An 18074-nucleotide genomic window follows, 5' to 3' on the forward strand; every position below is an offset into this window, starting at 1 on the left:
TTCCCCTCCACCACCGCCTTCTGCGGCGGTTCCCCTCCCCATCTCTCGATGGGGAGGAATGGGTGAGCGGCTTTTATTGTTGGCGGGGTTGTCCTAGAACGGCTTTCAACGATCGATTAATGGGGAGCGGAGATCTTGGGCAAGGATGGGACGGGATGCGGATTTGTGGCGGAAGGTTCGCTGCGCATCCACCAGGCCATCGCCCGGCAGTTGGGCACGGCGATCCTGACGGGCGTCCACAAGCCGGGCGAACTGTTCGAAGGGGAGATCGAGGCGTCGGAGCGGCTGCGCGTGTCGCGCACCGCCTATCGCGAAGCGGTGCGCATCCTGGTCGCCAAGGGGATGTTGGAAAGCCGCCCCAAGGCCGGAACCCGCGTGCTGCCCCGCGCCCGCTGGAACGTGTTGGACCCGGAGATGCTGGGATGGATGTTCGCGGGGGAGCCGGACCGCACGTTCATCCGCGACCTGTTCGAACTGCGCGGCGTGATCGAACCGGCGGCGGCGGAACTCGCGGCGCGGCGGCGGACCGACGAGCAACTGGCCGTCATGGCACAGGCGCTGGAGGAGATGGAGGCGAAGGGCCTGTCCGACCCGGAGGGCCGCGCCGCTGACCGGCGTTTCCACCATGCGATCCTGGTCGCGACCCAGAATGACGCGCTGGTCGCGCTGGCCAGTTCGGTCGGGGCGGCGGTCGGTTGGACCACCACCTTCAAGCATCGCCGCAACCCGTCGCCGCGCGACCCGCTGCCCGATCACAAGGCGGTCCATCAGGCCATCGCCAGCCGCGACACCGCCGCGGCGCGCAACGGCATGATGGAATTGCTGCGTCGGGCCATGGCTGACATGGATATCGCCATATCCGAACCCGACGCTCATTGACGGACGTCAATTGCGCTGCGCCTCGACGGGCCGCATCGCCCGATAGACCATGGCGCTGAGCAACAGGCTGCCCTGCCGCGACAGGTGATCGTCATCGGCATAGAGCGGCACGCCATGCGCCATCGTCGCGCACTGGCCCGTGCGGCAGAGCAGTTGGTGGGGATAGAGAATGTCCGCCGCGAAACGCCGCCGCATCTGGTCGAAGGCGGCCAGCACGTCCCGCTGGCGCCGCAGATAGTCGGCCTGCGACAGCGCCAGCCCGGCCGGTTCGCTGTACAGTTCCGCCCGCGCCAGGCTTTCGGGCACGTTGCGGCGGAATTCGGGGATGGGCGCGACCAATATGACCCGCTTGCCCATGGCGGTCAGCGTCCCGACCGTTTCCTTGAGGCCCAGGCGGAACAGCCAGGCGTCGCGGCGGATGCTGCGGTCGTCATCTGCGTCCCGGCCGAGATAGCAGGGTATGCCGCCTTCGGGACGGCGGCCGTTGGCGCACAGGCCCCAGCGGGACACGAGGAAGACGGTGTGGATGGAGGGGCTGTCGCGCAGCAGCGCCAGCACCTGGGCGTTGAACGCGCTGCAATCATGGCTGGGCGGCTGGTCCAGCCGGTCCAGGCCAAGCAGCGTCGGGCAGGCGGGATAGGAAGCGATCCGGCCCGAAAGCCCCAGCGCGTCGCCCGCCTGGTCGAAGGCGGGCTTCAGCGCATGGGCATGGGAATCGCCCCATAGCAGGAAGCTGGGCGCGGTGCCGTTATGCGCGCCGACCGCGCAGAGCGCCCGGTGCCGGACCGCCGCCATGCCCGAACAGCGTTCCGGCAGATAGGCCATGCTGCGGCTGGCGGCGTCGAGCGCGGCGACCGTGGGTGTCACGCGCATGGGCAGGCCGCCGGAGAAATAGAGCAGGCCCCCTGCCCCGCATCCGGCGGCCGCCATCGCCCCCGCAAAGGCGAAGGCGCGGGCGGTGGTGAAGCGGCGCGCCCGGCGGAACGGCTCCTCTATGAAGCGCCAGGAAAGGGCGGCGGCGAGGAGCGAGAGGAGGATGACCAGGGCCTGTTCCCGCAACCGCCATTCGCCGTCGGTGCGATAGGTCCAGAAGACGACGATGGGCCAATGCCAGAGATAGAGGGAGTAGGAGATGCGGCCGACCGCCACCGGCGCGGCGGCGCCCAGCATATGGCTGACCGTCGACCCGGCCCGTCCGGCGTGCAGGACCAGCATCGCGCCCAGTACAGGGAAAAGCGCGTTCGGGCCGGGAAAGACGGTCGCGTTGGAGAAGCCGAACACCGCCCAGCCGATCAGGGCGATGCCGCCGACTGCGCAAAGCTGCGCCGCCCGGCGGCTGCGCGGCGGGGGCAGCAGGCCGGTAGCCAGCAACGCGCCCGCCAGCAGCTCCCAGGCGCGGGGGAAGGGCATGTAGAAGGCCAGGACCGGGGCGCGGCCCACCAGCAGCATCGCGGCCCAGAAGGACAGGAGCGCCGTCGATGCGATTACGAGCCGGGTCCGTCCGCCCGCCCGGAAGGCGCAGAGCATCAGCAGCGGGAAGAGGATGTAAAATTGTTCCTCCACCGCCAGCGACCATGTGTGGAGTAGCGGCGCTTCCTCCGCCGCGCTGCCGAAATAGCCGCTGTGGCGGGCAAAATAGAGGTTGCTGGCGAACAGGACCGTCGCGACGGCGCTCATGCCCAGGGCGCGATAGTCGAGGGGTAGCAGGATCAGGCTGCCCGCCGCGATGGTGACGGCGATGGTCGCGAACAGGGCGGGGAATATCCGGCGGATGCGCCGCGCATAGAAGGCGGTCAGGCTGAACCGCCCCTCCGCCAGTTCGCGGGCGATGATCGAGCCGATGAGATAGCCGGAGATGACGAAGAAGATGTCGACGCCGACGAAGCCGCCGGAAAAGGGCCAGAGGTCGACATGGTAGAAGAGCACCGGCAGCACCGCCAGGGCGCGCAGCCCGTCTATGTCGCGCCGGTAGGTGGCGGACGGAAGGGTTTCGGCGGCGGGCGACGCGGGGCGGGACAGGGTGGCGGCGATGCTTCTTCCCTCCTTTTTCAGGGAGTTGGCGGCATCCATGGTGATAGGGCCTGTGGCGGCAGGCGCATCGGTGCATCGGGGGAGGTGCAGGGGGCAAAGGTGTTAGGCGGTGTGGAGGGGTTTTGGGGTGGGTGATTTGGAAACCGCCATGGCTTTCCCGACATTGCGAATTTGTCCACGCGACCCAGGGATAATTTCTATATCCATTCGGGCCGATCTTGCCGAAGCTCCTCCTTTTCTTGAAGAGAGGCGAAGCGCCCTTCGACTGCCTGCAAGGCATGCGCTTGGGACAGGCTTCGATAGGATCAGGTGAACGGAGTTTGGAAATGTTGCCACAGCTTGCCGCCGACGCCCGGCTTTACCTGCGGCCCACCTGGTTCGTGCCGACGCCCATCGGTCTGACCGACGGGTCGGCGGCGCGGATGGGCAATGGGTTGATCTGGTTCCAGGGCTATGAACTGACCGCGCGCAAGGACGGGCGGCGGGTGGCGCGGGTGACGGTGCCGGTCGCGGAGTTCGCGGATGCCGTGGCGCGCTTGCCCGATGCGCTGGCGGAGCGGGCGCTCAACCTTGCCGCCAATATCTCGGCGCAGCGGCCGCCTTTGGTGCTGGAGGGGCGGACGATCCGTTTCGACGCGCCGCAGGTGATGGCGATCCTGAACATCACGCCCGACAGTTTTTCCGACGGCGGCAAACATGTCGGCGATCCGCAGGCGGCGGCGGATGCGGGCTTCGCCATGGCAGCGGCAGGGGCGGCCCTGATCGACGTGGGGGGGGAATCGACCCGGCCCAAGGCGCCGAAGCTTTGGGAAGGGGATGAGATCGCCCGCGTCGTACCGGTGATAGAGAAGCTGGCGGCGGCGGGCGTCCCGATATCCGTCGACACGCGCAAGGCGGCGGTGATGGAGGCGGCGCTGGCGGCGGGGGCGGCGGTCGTCAACGATGTGAGCGCGCTGCTGCACGATCCGCGGGCGATGGAGGTGGTGGTCTCCGCAGGCTGTCCGGTGATCCTGATGCATGCGCCTTCGTCCGGGGACGATCCGCACGCCAATCCCGACGGCTATGGCGACGTCGTGGCCGATGTGTTCGACATGCTGGAGACGCGGGTGGCGGCCTGTCTGGCGGCCGGGGTGGCCCGCGAGAAGATCATGGTCGATCCGGGATTGGGCTTCGGCAAGTCATTGGGCGACAATCTGGCATTGGTGAACGGGTTGGCCGTGTTTCAGGGGCTGGGGGTGCCGTTGCTCTTCGCCGGGAGCCGGAAGCGGTTGATCGGGGCCTTGTCCAATGAGGCTCCGGCGGCCGAAAGACTTGGCGGATCGGTGGGTCTGGCCTTTCGCGCCGTGGAACTGGGTGCGCAGATGGTGCGGGTGCATGACGTCAAGGAAAGCGTGCAGGCGCTGCATCTGTGGCGCGGGCTGGCCGATGCGGGGTTGAGCGCGGTTTGAGGGGATGGGCGGGGTTTTGGTGCGGCCATCGATATAGCTTGGCGGTATGGACGAATTTGGAATGTCGGGAAATGGCCAATAGCGGACGCTCCTAATCCTCCCTACGCGAAGCGTGGGGAGGGGGACCGCGCGAAGCGTGGTGGAGGGGAAATTTCGGAGGTTGTGCCCCATTCCCCTCCACCAGCCTGCGGCTGGTCCCCCTCCCCATCTCTCGATGGGGAGGAATAGGATAGGTCGGCTAACCACCCAAATCACCCCGTCCGGCGAGTCTTGAATTTGTCCAGGTGCCTAATGTTTCGGCTTGAGCGCGTCGGCCAGCGAAACGGTCGCGCTGCCCCGCCGGGCGGGCTGCGCCTGACTGGGATCGGCCTTCCACCCGCTCAGATAGACGATCGCCATCTGCTCGGCGGTGCGGCCGTCCGGATCGGCTGCGGCGGCGAAATGATGGGCCGCCCCGGCCAGCGCATCCCGCCGCAACATGGGCGCTCGCGAAACCAGCGCGTTGCCCGCGCCCATCCCGCGCAGATCGTGCATCAGGCGCAGCATATCGCCATAGCGCACCGTCAGCGCATCCCCATCCGCGACCGGCATGGTGAAGCCCGCCCGCGCCAGCAGGTCGCCTGCCGAGCGCACGTCGATCTGCGGATGGACATGCTGGCCCGCCCGGTCGCCTTCGCCCGCCATCAGCGCCGCCCGCAGCCGGGGCAGTGAACCCGCCCCGGCAAAGGCCGCCAGCATCAGCCCGTCGGGCCGCAGCACCCGCCGCATCAGGATCAGCGCGCCCGGCAGGTCGTTGACGCTGTCGAGCGTTCCGCAGGCGATCACCAGATCGAAACTCTCGTCGGCGAAGGGCAGGGCGTCCTCATCGACCTGCACGCCGCCCTGCGCCTTTGCCGCCGCGAAGCCGGGGTCGGCGCAGACGACCTGCTTCCCCATCGCCTCCAGCGCCGCCCTGGCGCTGCCGTCGGGGCAGCCGATGACCAGCACTTCCCTGAAGTCCCGCTGCACGTCGCACAGCCGGTCCAGCAGCTCGTCCAGCATTGCCCGATAGAGAAAGTCATGATCGGCGAAGCGCGGCATCATCCGGTCGCGCCTTTTGGCGCGCAGGGCGCGGTCGAAGATGTCGGCATGGGTCATGGCGGGCCTTGTGCAACGGCGGAGGAGCGGGAACAAGGGAGATGATGTCGCTTTCCCCGCTTCTCAAGACGGCCCCGCTTCTCAAGACCGCGCTGCGGCCGCTGGTCGACTATGCTTTGCCGCCGCGTTGTCCGGGATGTGGCGAGATTGTCGATGCGGACGATGCATTCTGCCTTGGTTGCTGGAGCGGGATGCGGTTTCTGGGCGCGCCCTGCTGCGCCCGGTGCGGCGCGCCGTTCGACTATGATCGGGGGGAAGGCGCGGAATGCGGCGCGTGCCTGGCCGATCCGCCGCCTTACGACAGCGCGCAGGCGGTGCTGGCCTATGGCGATGTCGCCCGCGCCGTGGCGCTGCGGCTGAAATATGGCCGCCGCATCGGCCTTGCCCGGCTGATCGCGAAGCAGATGGCGCGGCAGGTTCCGGCGGTGGGGGATGCTGTCATAGTGCCGGTGCCGCTGCATCGCTGGCGGCTCTGGTGGCGGGGCTTCAACCAGTCGGCGCTGATCGCCCGCCATCTGGCGCGGCTGACGGGCTTGCCGGTTGATAATCATGCCCTGCTACGCACCCGCCGGACCCGGCCTCTGCGTGGCATGACTCCGGAAATGCGGGCCAGGGCGGTGCGCGGGGCCTTTGCCCTGGCGGCGGATCATCGCCTGAAGGGGCGCGCGGTGCTGCTGATCGACGATGTGCATACCAGCGGCGCGACGGCGGCGGCTTGCGCCCGGACGCTGAAACGGGGCGGCGCGGCGAGCGTTCACCTGCTGTGCTGGGCGCGGGTTCTGCCGGACGGCATCGATTGACAAATAGCCGCCGAACCACAATTTCGGCGATGAGGAGTAAAACATGGCGAAGGTCGAAATCTATACCAAGGCCTGGTGCGGCTATTGCGCCAGGGCGAAGGCGCTGCTGAACGACAAGGGCGTGGCGTTCGAGGAATATGACGTCACCATGGGCGGGCCGAAGCGTCAGGAGATGCTGGACCGCGCCAATGGCGGGACGACGGTGCCGCAAATCTTCATCGACGGCCGGCATATCGGCGGCAGCGACGATCTGGCGGCGCTGGATCGCCAGGGCGAGCTCGACGCGTTGCTGGGAGCATAGGCGGGGTGCGCGCCGCCATCTTCCAGATGACCAGCGGGATTGACCCCGCTGCCAACGCCGCTGCCATCGCGGAGATGGCCGCGCGCGCCAGGGGAGAGGGGGCGGATATGCTCTTCACCCCCGAAATGGCGGGCTATCTGGACCGCGACCGGCAGCGGGCGGCGGCGACATTGCGGTCGGAGGCGGATGATCGGGTATTGGCCGCCGTGCGGGAGGCGGCGGCGAAACAGGGCTTGTGGGTGCATCTCGGTTCCCTGCCGTTGAAGGATGAGCGCACCGACGGCCGCTGGGCCAATCGCAGCTTCATGATCGACGATAGCGGCGAAATCCGCGCCCGCTACGACAAGATCCACCTGTTCGACGTCGATCTGGCGACCGGCGAAAGCTGGCGCGAATCGTCGGTCTATGGGCCGGGCGAGCAGGTCGTCGCGGTCGATACCCCCTGGGCGCGGATGGGTCTGTCGGTCTGCTACGACATGCGCTTTCCCGATCTCTACCGGTCGCTCACCAATGCGGGCGCGACGGTGCTGCTGACGCCCGCCGCCTTCACCGTGCCGACCGGCAAGGCGCACTGGCACATATTGCTGCGGGCGCGCGCGATCGAGGCGGGCTGCTTCGTCATCGCCGCCGCCCAGACCGGCCATCATGCCGACGGCCGCGACACCTATGGGCACAGCCTGATCGCCGACCCATGGGGGGACATCGTGCTGGAGATGGGCGAACAGGCGGGTCTGGCTCTTGCGGATGTCGACCTGTCGCGCATAGAGGAGGTGCGCGGTCGGGTGCCTGCGCTCGCCAACCGGCGATCATTGCCCATGGATGTGACAGTGTCGTGATCGTTTTCGACCTCAAATGCGAATCCCAAGGCCATGTGTTCGAGGCGTGGTTCGGTTCCAGCGCCGATTATGAGGATCAGAAGGCGCGGGGCCTGCTGTCCTGCCCGCTGTGCGGCGACGGACATGTGGGCAAGGCCGTGATGGCCCCCGCCGTCGCGCCGAAGGGCAACAGCCGTCCGGAAACCATGCCGCAGGTTGCATCGTCGGGCGACGCGTCCATCATCATGGGCGCGGGCGAGGAAGCGAAGATGCGCGAACTGGTGCTCGCGCTGGCGAAGGCGCAGCAAAAGGCGCTGGAGGATTCAACCTGGGTCGGGCGCGGCTTTGCCGAACAGGCCCGCGCCATGCATTATGGCGAGCAGGATCGGGTCAGCATCCACGGCGAAGTCGCGCTCAGCGAGGCGCGGGCGCTGATCGCGGAGGGGGTGGAGGTCGCGCCCCTGCCTTTTCCGGTGGTTCCCCCCGAAGCGAAGAATTGACCGCGCCCCTTTCCCGCAATAGAGCCGTCACCGGGCACCCGTAGCTCAGCAGGATAGAGCATCAGATTCCTAATCTGAGGGCCATGGGTTCGAATCCCGTCGGGTGCACCATTTCTCTTTTTTGGCCCTCAAGCGCCGGGCGGCCTTGCGAACCCTATCGGGTTCGAGGCGAGGCGACGTCCCTATTCGCGCCCGGCGCGAATGGCGGCGCCCCCGGCAAAGGGGGTGATGGCGACCAGCAGCAGGGATGCCGCGCCCAGGAATTTGAGGGCCGCGCCGCTGCCGTCGCCCAATGTCCCCGCGCCGAAGATCAGCAACGGCACGGCCAGCGGCAAGGCCAGCAGCCCCGCCAGCGCGCCGCTCGACCGCAGCCCTGCCGTCAGCGTCGCCACCAGCAGCCCCAGTGCCGCCAGCGCGGGCGTGCCGATCAGCAATCCCGCCTCCAGCAGGCCGATGGTCGTCCCGTCCAGCTTCAGAAGCGCGGCGGCGGGCAGGGTGGCGATCATCAGCGCGGGGCCGAAGCCCAGCCAATGGGCAATCAGCCGCGCCAGCACGACCATCTCCTCCCCAATGCCGCGCAGGGCGATCTGGTCGAGCATGCCCGCATCCCGGTCCGGCGCGACCAGCCGGTCGACCGGCAGCAGGCTGGCGAGCAGCGCTGCGATCCACAGCATGCCGCCGCCGGTCCGCCGCAACAGCGCCGCGTTGGGGCCGACGGCGAAGGGATAGAGGCTGGCGACCAGCAAGAGGAAGGCGACGGGCAGCCACAGCCCGGCGGATTGCCAGGATTGCCGCAAATCCCGGATCGCCAAAGTCAGGAGGATATTCACGCCTCCTCCTCCTCCGCCGCTATATAGTCCTGCATCGTCAGCACCACCGGCGTCGGCAGCGGCAGCGGCTGGTGCGACGCCGCCACGACGATGCCGCCCCCGGCCAGATGCGCCGCCACGGATGCGCCCAGCAGTTCCAGCGCCGCGTCGTCCAGCCCGTTGCCCGGCTCGTCCAGCAGCCAGATCGGCGCGCCGCCCGCGATCACCCGCGCCAGCGCCGCCCGCTTGCGCTGCCCGGTGGACAGCATGCGCACCGGCACCTGGCGGAGCGGCTCCAGCGCCATCGCCGCCATCGCCGCGTCCAGCGCGCCCGGCGGCGCCGCGTCCAGCCGCGCCCAGAAACCGAGCGCGGCGGCCAGCGGCTGTTCCATGTCCAGCGCCAGCCGCTCATCGGTCAGCGCGACCCGGCCATGCCGTTCCACCGTTCCGGTGGAGGCGCGCAGCAGACCGGCGCAGATGCGGATGAGGCTGGACTTGCCGATGCCGTTCGGTCCCTTCAGCAGCGCGCTGCCGCCCGGTTCCATGGCCAGGTCGACGCCGCGGAACAGCAGCCGTCCGCCGCGCGCGCAGGCGACGCCCGACAGGTGCAATCCCACCCGGCTCATAGGGTGACCATATCCTCCAGCACGTGCATGTCGAGGTCGGACAGGCCGAAATGATGGCCGATCTCATGCACCACCACATGGCTGATCAGCATGTCGAGCGGCACCCCGGTTTCCACCCATTCGTCCAGCAGCGGGCGGCGGTACAGATGCACGGTCGGGGGCAGGTCGCCGGTCTGCGCCGCTTCGCCCACCGGGCGGCCGGAATAAAGGCCGGTCAGGCCGAAGGGGTCGTCAATCTCCATTTCCTTGAGGATGGCGGGATCGGCGAATTCCTCCACGAACAGCACCACATTCGACAGGTGCGACCGGAACGGGTCCGGCAGGCGCGACAAGGCCGTCAGCGCCAGCTTTTCGATATCCTCGCGCGTCGGCGCAAATCGGGGCGGTTGACCGGCATCGTCCATAGGGAAGACATAAAGCATGTTCCGAATCGTCTGCAAACCGCCGACGCATCGGAAAATGGGTTAATGCCGCCGGAATCGGGCGGACAAAGGCAGGAAAGACGATGATCGCGAAACTGGATGGAGAGGAAAGGGCGCTGGCGCTCAGGGATCTGCCCGAATGGGCGGCCGTTCAGGAGCCGGACGGCATCCGCCGCCTGTTCACCTTCAAGGACTTCACCGCCGCCTTCGGCTTCATGACGCAGGTGGCGCTGCTGGCGGAAAAGGCGGACCATCATCCCGAATGGTCGAACGTTTACAACCGGGTCGACATCATATTGACGACGCATGATGCGGGCGGCCTGTCGCGCCGCGACATCGACCTGGCCACGCAGATCGACGCGCTATTGTGAGGCATTCCCCTCGATCCGCTCGTCATAGCCGCTGAGCGCGGACATGACCGCCGGATCATGGGCGTAGCGTTGCCGCAGCAGCGCCAGCCGGGTGTCCGTGCCGGTGCAAAGCGCCGCGATATTATCCTGCAGATAGGCGAGCCGCTCGGCGTCATAGGCTTCCTCGCCCCGGAAATGGTCGCACCCGTCGCGGTCGACCATGTAGCGGGTCACTTCGTCGGGAAAGGGATGGGGGTCGGCCGCGCCTTCGCCAGGCGGCAGGTCCGGGACATCGGCCGGGGGCGGGATGTCGACGGCCATGGGCTTCATCGGCGCCGTGCCGGGCGGATCGGCGGGCGCGCGTTCACGGCCGGACGCCACCTGCGCGCCGGGAAGGGTGGGATCGATGTCGGGAAGGATGGCGGGGGCCGATGTCGGGTCGCTGTACGCATCCGCCGTCATGGACGTATCGGGCAGGGCGGCCCGGCTGCCGGTTCCATCCCCCTTGCCCGTCCGCTCGCCGGGGCTTTGGGAACAACCGGCCAGCAGCGCCAGCATCACCATCGGCAACAGCGTCTTGCCTGCTTTCACCCGATCTCCTCTCGCAAGCTGGCGATCAGGTCGGCGGCATGGTCCAGCCGCTCTTCCTCCTCATCGAGGATCGCCAGAAAAGCGGTTCGCCTATAGCGATGCACCGCTTCCTGCGAAAGGCGGCTTGCTGCGGGCAATGCCGAAATCACGATATCCAGCAGTCGCTCCACCCCATGGAGCCGCCCCCAAAGATAATCATTCTCGCGATAGGCGCGGCTGAAGAAGGCGCCGAAATTGTTGAATTCAATGCCTTTCAGCATCGCTTCCGCCCCGCCGGGCCGGATCGCGACGCAATCCTCCGGCGAAATCCGGTCGACCTTGACCGGATCATATTCGTCCATCCCATGGCCTTGCAGCAGCGGCAGGGTGGCGATGTCGTAAAAGGGGAAGCCGAGATAGGCGAGCAGCATGGTCCGCCGCTCCGCCCTGGGCAGCGCCGCCAGCGCGTCGGCCAATATCATGTCGGCCGTTTCGTCCCGCTCGCGCAGGCCGCGCAGCCGCGCCACCGCCTCCAGCGCGGCGCCCGGATCATTGGGCACTTCCCGCGCCGCCGCCCGAATCTCTCCATTGTAGAAATCGATGCCCTCGCATTCGGTATAGTGCGACAGGGCGGCATAGATGGCGTCATGCATCTTCTGCACGACGGCGTCGTCCGTGGCGGCGTCCACCTCCAGCGTATCGGCCAACCGCCGCGCCAGGAAGCGCAGGCGGCGGATGCGGAAGGGCAGGTCGTGCTGGCGAAAGAAGCCGACGGGGGCGGAGGCGGGGCCGACATCCTCCGTCAACCGGTCCGCGCCGGTGGCCCGCACATGGCTCCACAGGGCCTGGCGGTAGCTTTCGCGCATCGGCGGGCTTTCCTCCCCACTCAGGCGGAACAGCAGGTCGGCCAGATCCTCCACGATTCCGGAGAGTTTCAGATGCCCATAAGCCGGGAAGGCGAAACCGGCGGAACTGGCCGCCCGCTGCTGCGCCTTGCCGCGCCAGGCGGAAAGCCGAGCGGGCGTGGGCCGGTCCAGGAACAGCATGCCGCCGATGGCGCTCTCCACCTCCGCCTCTATCCCCGGCCGCAGCGCGTTCAATATGCGCGCCATGCGCCGGATGCGGCCGCTGTGCCGGTCGATCGCCTCCAGATTGTCGCGGATCGGCTGTTCGCGGGGAATGTCGCTGAGTGCGCCGAAGATGGTGCGGAAGAAGCCGGGCAGCGGTGCATCCTCGCCGGAGGGAGCCTCCTCCGCCTCGCCCTGTCGGTTGAGCTGGATCGACCGGTGGCCGGGCTTGGGATCGATATAGACGAAGCGGCGGTCGACCTCCCGCCGGGAGGGGCGGTTCTTGAGCGCGCCGATGGCCTGGGCGAAGGGGGCGTTGGCCAGAACCGAACCGTCGATCAGCACGGCGTCCTCCGCCCGGCCCTTCGCGGCGTGGCGGGGCAGCGCCCGCTCCAGAAAGGCGTCCCGCGTCGGCCAGGCGCGATGGCGGCGCGTCAGCACGCGATCCAGTTCGCGCACGGTGAAGGGCGGGAAAGCGCCGGGGAAGCTGGCGGTGGCGCGGGCGGCGAACACCAGTTCGGCCGGATCGGCAAGGTTGCGCGAGCCGTTTCCACGGGCGCGAAAGCCGATGGAGAGGCGATGTTCCGTCTCCACCACTTGCGGCGGGCTGTTGAGGTTCAGGCTTTGCGGATGCCCCTCGAAATCGGTGACGGTGACGAACAGGTCCAGCGGATGGCCGGGGGGCAGCAGCGCGGGGCCGCGCCCGGTCGCCTCCATCGCGTCGAAGGCGTCCAGGATCATGGCGGTGAAAATCTCCCCGCCGAAGGGCGGCTCGAACCAGCGGGACCGGATGAAGTGGGACAGTTTGTGCCGCACCTCCTCCCGCGTGTCGGGGGCGACGGTGCGTTCGACCGTGTCGCCCGGATGCCGCGCCGCCATCCAGACGAGCGGCGTCGCCCAGAATTTGGTGATCCGCCGCGCCGGGCGGGCGTCGGGGTCCAGCAGCTTCTCTACATCGGCATTTTCCAGCCACATGTCGGTCAGCGGGTCCAGCGACTGGCCCGTCTCTATCGCCTGCGCCAGGAAGATGCCGTTGATGCCGCCCGCGCTGGCCCCGGCGATGATGTCCGGCATCACCCGCAATTTGACGCCGCAGGCCTTTTCCAGATCCTCCAGCAGCTTGCGATAGACCGCCTCGCTGCTGTCGCCTGGGGAGGGGACGCCGTCGTGGAAAGCCCGGCTGGCGCGGGCCAGATGCCAGATTTCCTTGGTGATGCCGTGCATGTAGACGGCCAGGCTGATCCCGCCATAGCAGACCAGTGCGAGCCTGAGTTCCCGCTCTTTCATGGGGTTGAGAGTTGCAGAGGGGGAGCCGATTGTCGAGAGGGCGTTTCCTTCCCCAGGGAGTCGTGCTCCTGCGAAGGCAGGAGTCCAGCTCCGCGCTTGCATGTGCAGTCGGAGGGCGGAACTGGGTTCCTGCCTTCGCAGGAACACGGCACATGAACCTTCACCTCAACGCAAACTCCGCCCAGATCGGCAGGTGGTCCGACGCCCGCCGCGCAGCCGCGCTTTCATGCACGCCGCAATCGACCAGCTTCAACTGCCCGCAATGCATGATCCGGTCGAGCCGCGCCACCGGCCGCCGCGCATGGAAGGACCGGCCGCAGGGTGCGAAGCTGTAATGGCGGGCGAAATCCGCCAGGCATCCGCGTTCCGCGCTCCATTCGTTGAGATCGCCCATCAGCACTGTGGGCATGGCGTCGCGTGAGGAAGCCGCATGGATCACCGCCGCCGCCTGCTTGCGCCGCCATAGCCCGGACAGGTCGAGATGCATGCCGAAGACGCGCAGGGAGGCCTTGTCCAGCGTCACCTCCGCCATGGTCGCGCCGCGCGGTTCCAGGCAGGGGAGGTGCAGCACGTCATGCGCGCCGACCTCCACATCCTTGCGCACCAATATGGCGTTGCCATGCCAGCCCATGGAATCGACATGCACGTTCAGCGGCACAGGCTTGTAGGGGCTGATGCTCTCCAGCAGCCAGGGCGGCAGCGCCGCCGACCGCACGCCGAAGCGTCGGTCCGCCTCCTGAAGGGCGATGATGTCGGCGTCGAGTTCGTTCAGCACGTCGATCACCCGTTCCGGTACCCGGCGGCGGTCAGTGCCTATGGCTTTGCGGATATTGTAGCTGGCGACGCGAACGGTCCTCATGGCGAAACAATGCGCCACTCCACGCCCGGTTTCCATGGGAAGATGCAAAGAGCAATTGTGTTCCGCATATGTTCTGATATGCGTGCGCCATGGCAAGAGCAAAGCGCAAATTCGTCTGTCAGCAATGCGGCACCGTTTCCGGCCGGTGGCAGGGGCAATGCGACGATTGCGGCGAATGGAACAGCATCGTCGAGGAAGCGGCGGAGACGATCTTTTCCGCCCGCCATGACCTGCATAGCGGGGGGCGTGCCCTGACGCTGGTGGGCCTGGACGACAAGGTCGAGCTGCCGCCGCGCACCACCACCGGCATCGCGGAATTCGACCGGGCGCTGGGGGGTGGAATCGTCTCCGGATCGGCGACCCTGATCGGCGGCGATCCGGGCATCGGCAAGTCGACGCTGCTGTTGCAGGCGGCCGCACGCATCGCTTCGGCCGGGCACAGCGTCGCCTATATCAGCGGGGAGGAGGTGGCGGATCAGGTCCGGCTGCGCGCCCAGCGCCTGGGCCTGGGCAATGCGCCGGTGCAACTGGCCAGCGCCACTTCCGTGCGCGATATTTTGACGACGCTGGGGGAGGGCGCGCCGCCAGCCCTGCTGATCATCGATTCGATCCAGACCATGCACAGCGACCTGATCGAGGGCGCGCCGGGCACGGTCAGCCAGGTGCGCGCTTCGTCGCAGGAACTGATCCGTTTCGCCAAGCAGCGCGGCACGGCGCTGATCCTGGTCGGCCATGTGACCAAGGACGGCAGCATCGCCGGTCCCCGCGTGCTGGAGCATATGGTCGACACGGTGCTGAGCTTCGAGGGCGAGCGCAGCCACCAATATCGCATCCTGCGCGCCATCAAGAACCGTTTCGGGGGCACGGACGAGATCGGGGTGTTTGCCATGGTGGCGGAGGGGCTGGAGGAGGTCGCCAACCCGTCCGCGCTGTTCCTTACCCATCGCGACGAGAATGTGACGGGCGCGACCGTCTTTCCAGCGCTGGAGGGTACGCGCCCGGTGCTGGTCGAAATTCAGGCGCTGGTGGTGCGGCTTTCCAGCGGCGCTACCCCTCGCCGCGCCGTGGTGGGGTGGGACAGCGGGCGTCTCGCCATGGTGCTGGCGGTGCTGGAGGCGCGGTGCGGCCTCAGCTTCTCGACCTGCGAAGTCTATCTGAACGTCGCGGGCGGCTATCGCCTGTCGGACCCAGCCGCCGACCTTGCCGTCGCCGCCGCGTTGATGTCGGCGCTCTCCGAACGTCCCGTGCCCGCCGATGTCGTCCTGTTCGGCGAAATCGCGTTGTCGGGGGAAATCCGCCCCGTGGCGCATGCGCCGCTGCGGTTGCGGGAAGCGGCCAAGCTGGGCTTTAACCGCGCCTTCGTCCCCGCCGCCGCTTCGGATGGGGTGAAGGGCATTTCGGTCAGCGGCTATCGCGCGCTCGCGCAACTTGTTGACCAGATGCTTGGGCGCGGATAGCCACGGCGCGATGAACGCGATCGATATTCTTGTCCTGCTGCTGATCGGCGGCTGCGCCATTTTCGGGCTGATGCGCGGTTTCGTGCAGGAAACCCTGTCGCTGATCGCCTGGGTGCTGGCGATCTTCGCGATCCGCCTGTTCCATGCATCGGTCACGGAAATGCTCGATGGCTTCGTCGGCACCACCAGCGGGGCGGCGGTGCTGGCCTTCGCGCTGGTGTTCGGCGTCACCTTCGGCGCGGGCAAGCTGCTCGCACACGCCATTGGCCGCCGCACCCGTCAGTCCGTCCTTGGTCCGGTCGACCGGGTGCTGGGCGCGGGGTTCGGCGCGGTGAAGGGGCTGATCGGCGCGACGCTGGTCTTTCTGGCGTTCAGCCTAGTCTACGATACTTTCTACGGCAGCGGGGCGCGGCGGCCGGACTGGCTTTCCGACGCCCGCACCTATCCGCTGCTGAACGCCAGCGGTCAGGCGATCAGCGAATTCGTCGCCGAACGCCGGGCGCGCAAGCCCGCCGAAGCGGAATAGCCCCCTTCAGCTATCGGAGATTTTCACCACGACCTTCCCGACGGCATCGCGGCTTCCCAGCCGGCCGATTGCCGCGCCGCCTTCGGCCAGGGTGTAGGTGCGATCGATCCGGGGCCTGATCCGCCCTTCGCCCCACCAGCGGAGCAGTTGTTCGATATGCTCGCGGTTCCTCGCCGGGTCGCGCTCCGTGAAGGCGCCCCAGAATACGCCCCTTATGTCGCAGGATTTCAGCAGCGTCAGGTTGAGCGGCGGTTTCGGAATGCCGGCGGGAAAGCCTATGACGAGATAGCGGCCCTCCCAGGCGATGCTGCGCAGCGCAGGCTCGCAATAATCGCCGCCCACCGGATCGTAGATGACGTCTGCGCCCTTCGGGCCGACGGCCTCCTTGAACGCCTGCGCCAGCGCCTTCGCGCCTTCCTTGTCGAACGGTCCCCGGCCGTAGATCAGCGTCCGGTCTGCGCCCGCCGCTTTGGCGGCTGCCGCCTTTTCCTCGCTGGAGACGGCGGCGACGACGACCGCGCCCATCGCCTTGCCCACCTCTATGGCGGAGAGGCCGATGCCTCCGGCCGCGCCCAGCACCAGCAATGTCTCGCCGGGTTTCAGCCCGCCGCGATCGGCCAGCGCGTAGATCGTCGTTCCATAGGTCAGGATGAGGGCGGCGCCCTCCGCCGCATCGCGGTCCGCGTCGATGCGGACCGCCCGCTCGACCTTCACGATGGCCTTTTCGGCAAGGCCGCCATAGGGCAGCACGGCGATCAGACGGTCTCCGGGCGACCAGCCCGTCACGCCGTCGCCCGCTTCCTCGACCACGCCGCTAATCTCGAATCCGGGGGCGAAGGGGCGCGGCGGACGGACCTGATATCTATCCTCGATCACCAGCACGTCGGGATAGTTGAGCGCGCAGGCGAGCACCCGCACGCGCAACTCGCCGGGGCCGGGCGCCGGGTCGGGCACGTCGCGCAGTTCAAGCGTATCGGGTCCGCCGGGATCGACCGAAAGAAGCGTCTTCATCTACAGCACCTCGAATAATCCCGCGGCGCCCATGCCGCCGCCGATGCACATCGTCACGACGACATGCTTCGCTCCGCGCTTCTTGCCCTCGATCAGGGCGTGGCCTACCATGCGCGCGCCCGACATGCCATAGGGATGGCCGATGGAGATCGCGCCGCCGCTGACGTTGAGCCTGTCGTCCGGAATCCCCAGCCGGTTCTGGCAATAGAGCAACTGAACGGCGAACGCCTCGTTCAATTCCCACAGGCCGATATCGTCGACATTGAGGCCGAAGCGCTTCAGCAGCTTGGGCACGGCGAAGACGGGACCGATGCCCATTTCGTCGGGTTCGGTGCCTGCGACCGCCATGCCGACATAGCGGCCGAGCGGGGTGAGGCCGTTCCGGGCCGCGACGCTCCCGTCGACGATGACGCATGCGGACGCGCCGTCGGACAGTTGGGAGGCGTTGCCCGCGGTGACCACGCCGCCTTCCACGACGGTCTTGAGGGCAGCCAGCCCCTCCGCCGTCGTGTCGGGGCGGTTGCCCTCATCCTTTTCCAGCGTGACCTCCCGGTAGGAAATCTCCCCCGTCGCCTTGTCGGCCACCGCCATGGTCGCGGTGACGGGAATGATCTCCTGGTCGAAGGCGCCCTCCTGCTGGGCCTTCGCGGTCAGTTGCTGGGAGCGCAGGCCATAGGCGTCCTGCCGCTCGCGCGGAATGCCGTAGCGCTTCGCCACGATCTCCGCCGTCTGGAGCATCGGCATGTAGATGTCGGGGTGCATGGCCAGCAATTCCGGGTCCGGGGCGACGCGCATATCCGGCGTCTGGACCATGGAGATGGATTCGACGCCCCCGGCCACGACCACGTCCATCCGGTCGACGATCACCTGCTTGGCGGCGGTGGCGATGGCCATCAGGCCCGACGAACATTGCCGGTCCATCGTCATGCCCGCGACGGTGACGGGCAGGCCGGCCCGCAGCGCGGCGGTGCGTCCGACGCTGTGCTGGACGCCCTGCGGCAGGGCGGCGCCCAGGATGCAGTCGTCAATCTCGTCCGGCGCGACGCCTGCCCGCTGGACGGCGGCGCGAATGGCATGGGCGGCGAGCGTGGGCGAAGGCGTGGCGTTGAAAGCGCCGCGATAGGCGCGGCCGATCGGTGTCCGGGCGGTCGAAACGATAAGGGCGTCGCGCATGGGATT

19 protein-coding genes and 1 tRNA gene are annotated in these 18074 nt (G+C 67.9%); 10 read left to right on the forward strand and 10 right to left on the reverse strand.

Annotated elements, in window-relative coordinates; all coding sequences use genetic code 11:
• The first annotated feature begins 165 nt into the window (after nt 1-165).
• Nucleotides 166-879: a FadR/GntR family transcriptional regulator gene (locus BV95_RS10110; protein WP_234703139.1), complete on the forward strand. Its 714-nt coding sequence runs from the start codon at nt 166-168 to the stop codon at nt 877-879.
• Nucleotides 880-885: 6 nt separating this feature from the next.
• Here BV95_RS10110 and BV95_RS10115 read toward each other — a convergent pair whose 3' ends face one another.
• On the reverse strand, nt 886-2949 hold the full coding sequence (locus BV95_RS10115; RefSeq protein ID WP_234703140.1) for an acyltransferase family protein: 2064 nt from the start codon (nt 2947-2949) through the stop codon (nt 886-888).
• 287 nt (nt 2950-3236) lie between these two features.
• Here BV95_RS10115 and folP point away from each other — a divergent pair, with 287 nt between their 5' ends.
• On the forward strand, nt 3237-4358 hold the full coding sequence (gene folP, locus BV95_RS10120; RefSeq protein WP_037450926.1) for a dihydropteroate synthase: 1122 nt from the start codon (nt 3237-3239) through the stop codon (nt 4356-4358).
• Nucleotides 4359-4646: 288 nt separating this feature from the next.
• Here the strand turns inward: folP and BV95_RS10125 are convergent, their stop codons facing one another.
• Nucleotides 4647-5495 carry a class I SAM-dependent methyltransferase gene (locus BV95_RS10125; RefSeq protein WP_037450929.1) on the reverse strand — a complete coding sequence of 283 codons (849 nt, stop codon included), beginning with the start codon at nt 5493-5495 and terminating at the stop codon, nt 4647-4649.
• Between the two features lie 41 nt (nt 5496-5536).
• Here BV95_RS10125 and BV95_RS10130 point away from each other — a divergent pair, with 41 nt between their 5' ends.
• The 5 genes from BV95_RS10130 (at nt 5537) to BV95_RS10150 (ending at nt 8022) form a co-directional block, all read left to right on the forward strand.
• Nucleotides 5537-6295, forward strand: coding sequence for a ComF family protein (locus tag BV95_RS10130; RefSeq protein WP_037450932.1), 759 nt, complete (start codon nt 5537-5539; stop codon nt 6293-6295).
• Between the two features lie 43 nt (nt 6296-6338).
• Nucleotides 6339-6596, forward strand: a complete 258-nt coding sequence (gene grxC / locus BV95_RS10135; RefSeq protein WP_037450935.1) for a glutaredoxin 3 — start codon at nt 6339-6341, stop codon at nt 6594-6596.
• Between the two features lie 5 nt (nt 6597-6601).
• Nucleotides 6602-7432 carry a carbon-nitrogen hydrolase family protein gene (locus tag BV95_RS10140; RefSeq protein WP_037450938.1) on the forward strand — a complete coding sequence of 277 codons (831 nt, stop codon included), beginning with the start codon at nt 6602-6604 and terminating at the stop codon, nt 7430-7432.
• Nucleotides 7429-7911: a DUF1178 family protein gene (locus BV95_RS10145; protein ID WP_037450941.1), complete on the forward strand. Its 483-nt coding sequence runs from the start codon at nt 7429-7431 to the stop codon at nt 7909-7911. Before BV95_RS10140 ends, BV95_RS10145 begins: the two co-directional genes overlap by 4 nt.
• Before the next feature lie 34 nt (nt 7912-7945).
• Nucleotides 7946-8022: transfer RNA gene (locus tag BV95_RS10150), tRNA-Arg, on the forward strand.
• Between the two features lie 71 nt (nt 8023-8093).
• Here the strand turns inward: BV95_RS10150 and BV95_RS10155 are convergent.
• The 3 genes from BV95_RS10155 to BV95_RS10165 are packed head-to-tail and all read right to left on the reverse strand — an operon-like array spanning nt 8094 to nt 9750.
• A complete protein-coding gene (locus tag BV95_RS10155; RefSeq protein WP_037450945.1) occupies nt 8094-8741 on the reverse strand; it encodes a heme exporter protein CcmB in 648 nt (215 codons plus the stop codon).
• Nucleotides 8738-9346 (reverse strand): heme ABC exporter ATP-binding protein CcmA, encoded by a 609-nt coding sequence (gene ccmA, locus BV95_RS10160; protein WP_037450948.1) that lies wholly within the window; start codon nt 9344-9346, stop codon nt 8738-8740. The genes BV95_RS10155 and ccmA overlap by 4 nt, the downstream gene beginning before the upstream one ends.
• Entirely contained in the window at nt 9343-9750 is a 408-nt protein-coding gene (locus BV95_RS10165) for a metallopeptidase family protein (RefSeq protein ID WP_174269608.1), read from the reverse strand. Before BV95_RS10165 ends, ccmA begins: the two co-directional genes overlap by 4 nt.
• Before the next feature lie 101 nt (nt 9751-9851).
• Between BV95_RS10165 and BV95_RS10170 the strand changes: the two genes are divergently transcribed.
• The gene (locus BV95_RS10170; RefSeq protein ID WP_037450954.1) at nt 9852-10139 is read left to right on the forward strand and encodes a 4a-hydroxytetrahydrobiopterin dehydratase; all 288 of its coding nucleotides are present in this window, start codon (nt 9852-9854) and stop codon (nt 10137-10139) included.
• Here the strand turns inward: BV95_RS10170 and BV95_RS10175 are convergent.
• The 3 genes from BV95_RS10175 to BV95_RS10185 all read right to left on the reverse strand — a co-directional run bounded on the left by BV95_RS10175 (nt 10131) and on the right by BV95_RS10185 (nt 13901).
• A complete protein-coding gene (locus tag BV95_RS10175; protein ID WP_037450958.1) occupies nt 10131-10709 on the reverse strand; it encodes a hypothetical protein in 579 nt (192 codons plus the stop codon). The two genes, BV95_RS10170 and BV95_RS10175, sit on opposite strands and share 9 nt — an antisense overlap.
• Complete coding sequence (locus BV95_RS10180) at nt 10706-13042, reverse strand: patatin-like protein (RefSeq protein ID WP_037450961.1); 2337 nt, start codon at nt 13040-13042, stop codon at nt 10706-10708. Before BV95_RS10180 ends, BV95_RS10175 begins: the two co-directional genes overlap by 4 nt.
• 160 nt (nt 13043-13202) lie before the next feature.
• A complete protein-coding gene (locus BV95_RS10185; protein ID WP_174544466.1) occupies nt 13203-13901 on the reverse strand; it encodes an endonuclease/exonuclease/phosphatase family protein in 699 nt (232 codons plus the stop codon).
• Between the two features lie 89 nt (nt 13902-13990).
• Between BV95_RS10185 and radA the strand changes: the two genes are divergently transcribed.
• Nucleotides 13991-15358 (forward strand): DNA repair protein RadA, encoded by a 1368-nt coding sequence (gene radA, locus BV95_RS10190; RefSeq protein ID WP_037450967.1) that lies wholly within the window; start codon nt 13991-13993, stop codon nt 15356-15358.
• A gap of 10 nt (nt 15359-15368) precedes the next feature.
• The gene (locus BV95_RS10195) at nt 15369-15884 is read left to right on the forward strand and encodes a CvpA family protein (RefSeq protein ID WP_037450970.1); all 516 of its coding nucleotides are present in this window, start codon (nt 15369-15371) and stop codon (nt 15882-15884) included.
• A gap of 6 nt (nt 15885-15890) precedes the next feature.
• On the opposite strand, the gene BV95_RS10200 is transcribed toward BV95_RS10195, so the two are convergent.
• Nucleotides 15891-16895, reverse strand: coding sequence for an NADPH:quinone oxidoreductase family protein (locus tag BV95_RS10200; RefSeq protein ID WP_037450973.1), 1005 nt, complete (start codon nt 16893-16895; stop codon nt 15891-15893).
• Nucleotides 16896-18068, reverse strand: a complete 1173-nt coding sequence (locus BV95_RS10205) for an acetyl-CoA C-acyltransferase (protein WP_037450975.1) — start codon at nt 18066-18068, stop codon at nt 16896-16898.
• Between the last annotated feature and the right edge of the window lie 6 nt (nt 18069-18074).

It is taken from the genome of Sphingobium chlorophenolicum (assembly GCF_000722875.1).
GTDB lineage: Bacteria > Pseudomonadota > Alphaproteobacteria > Sphingomonadales > Sphingomonadaceae > Sphingobium > Sphingobium chlorophenolicum.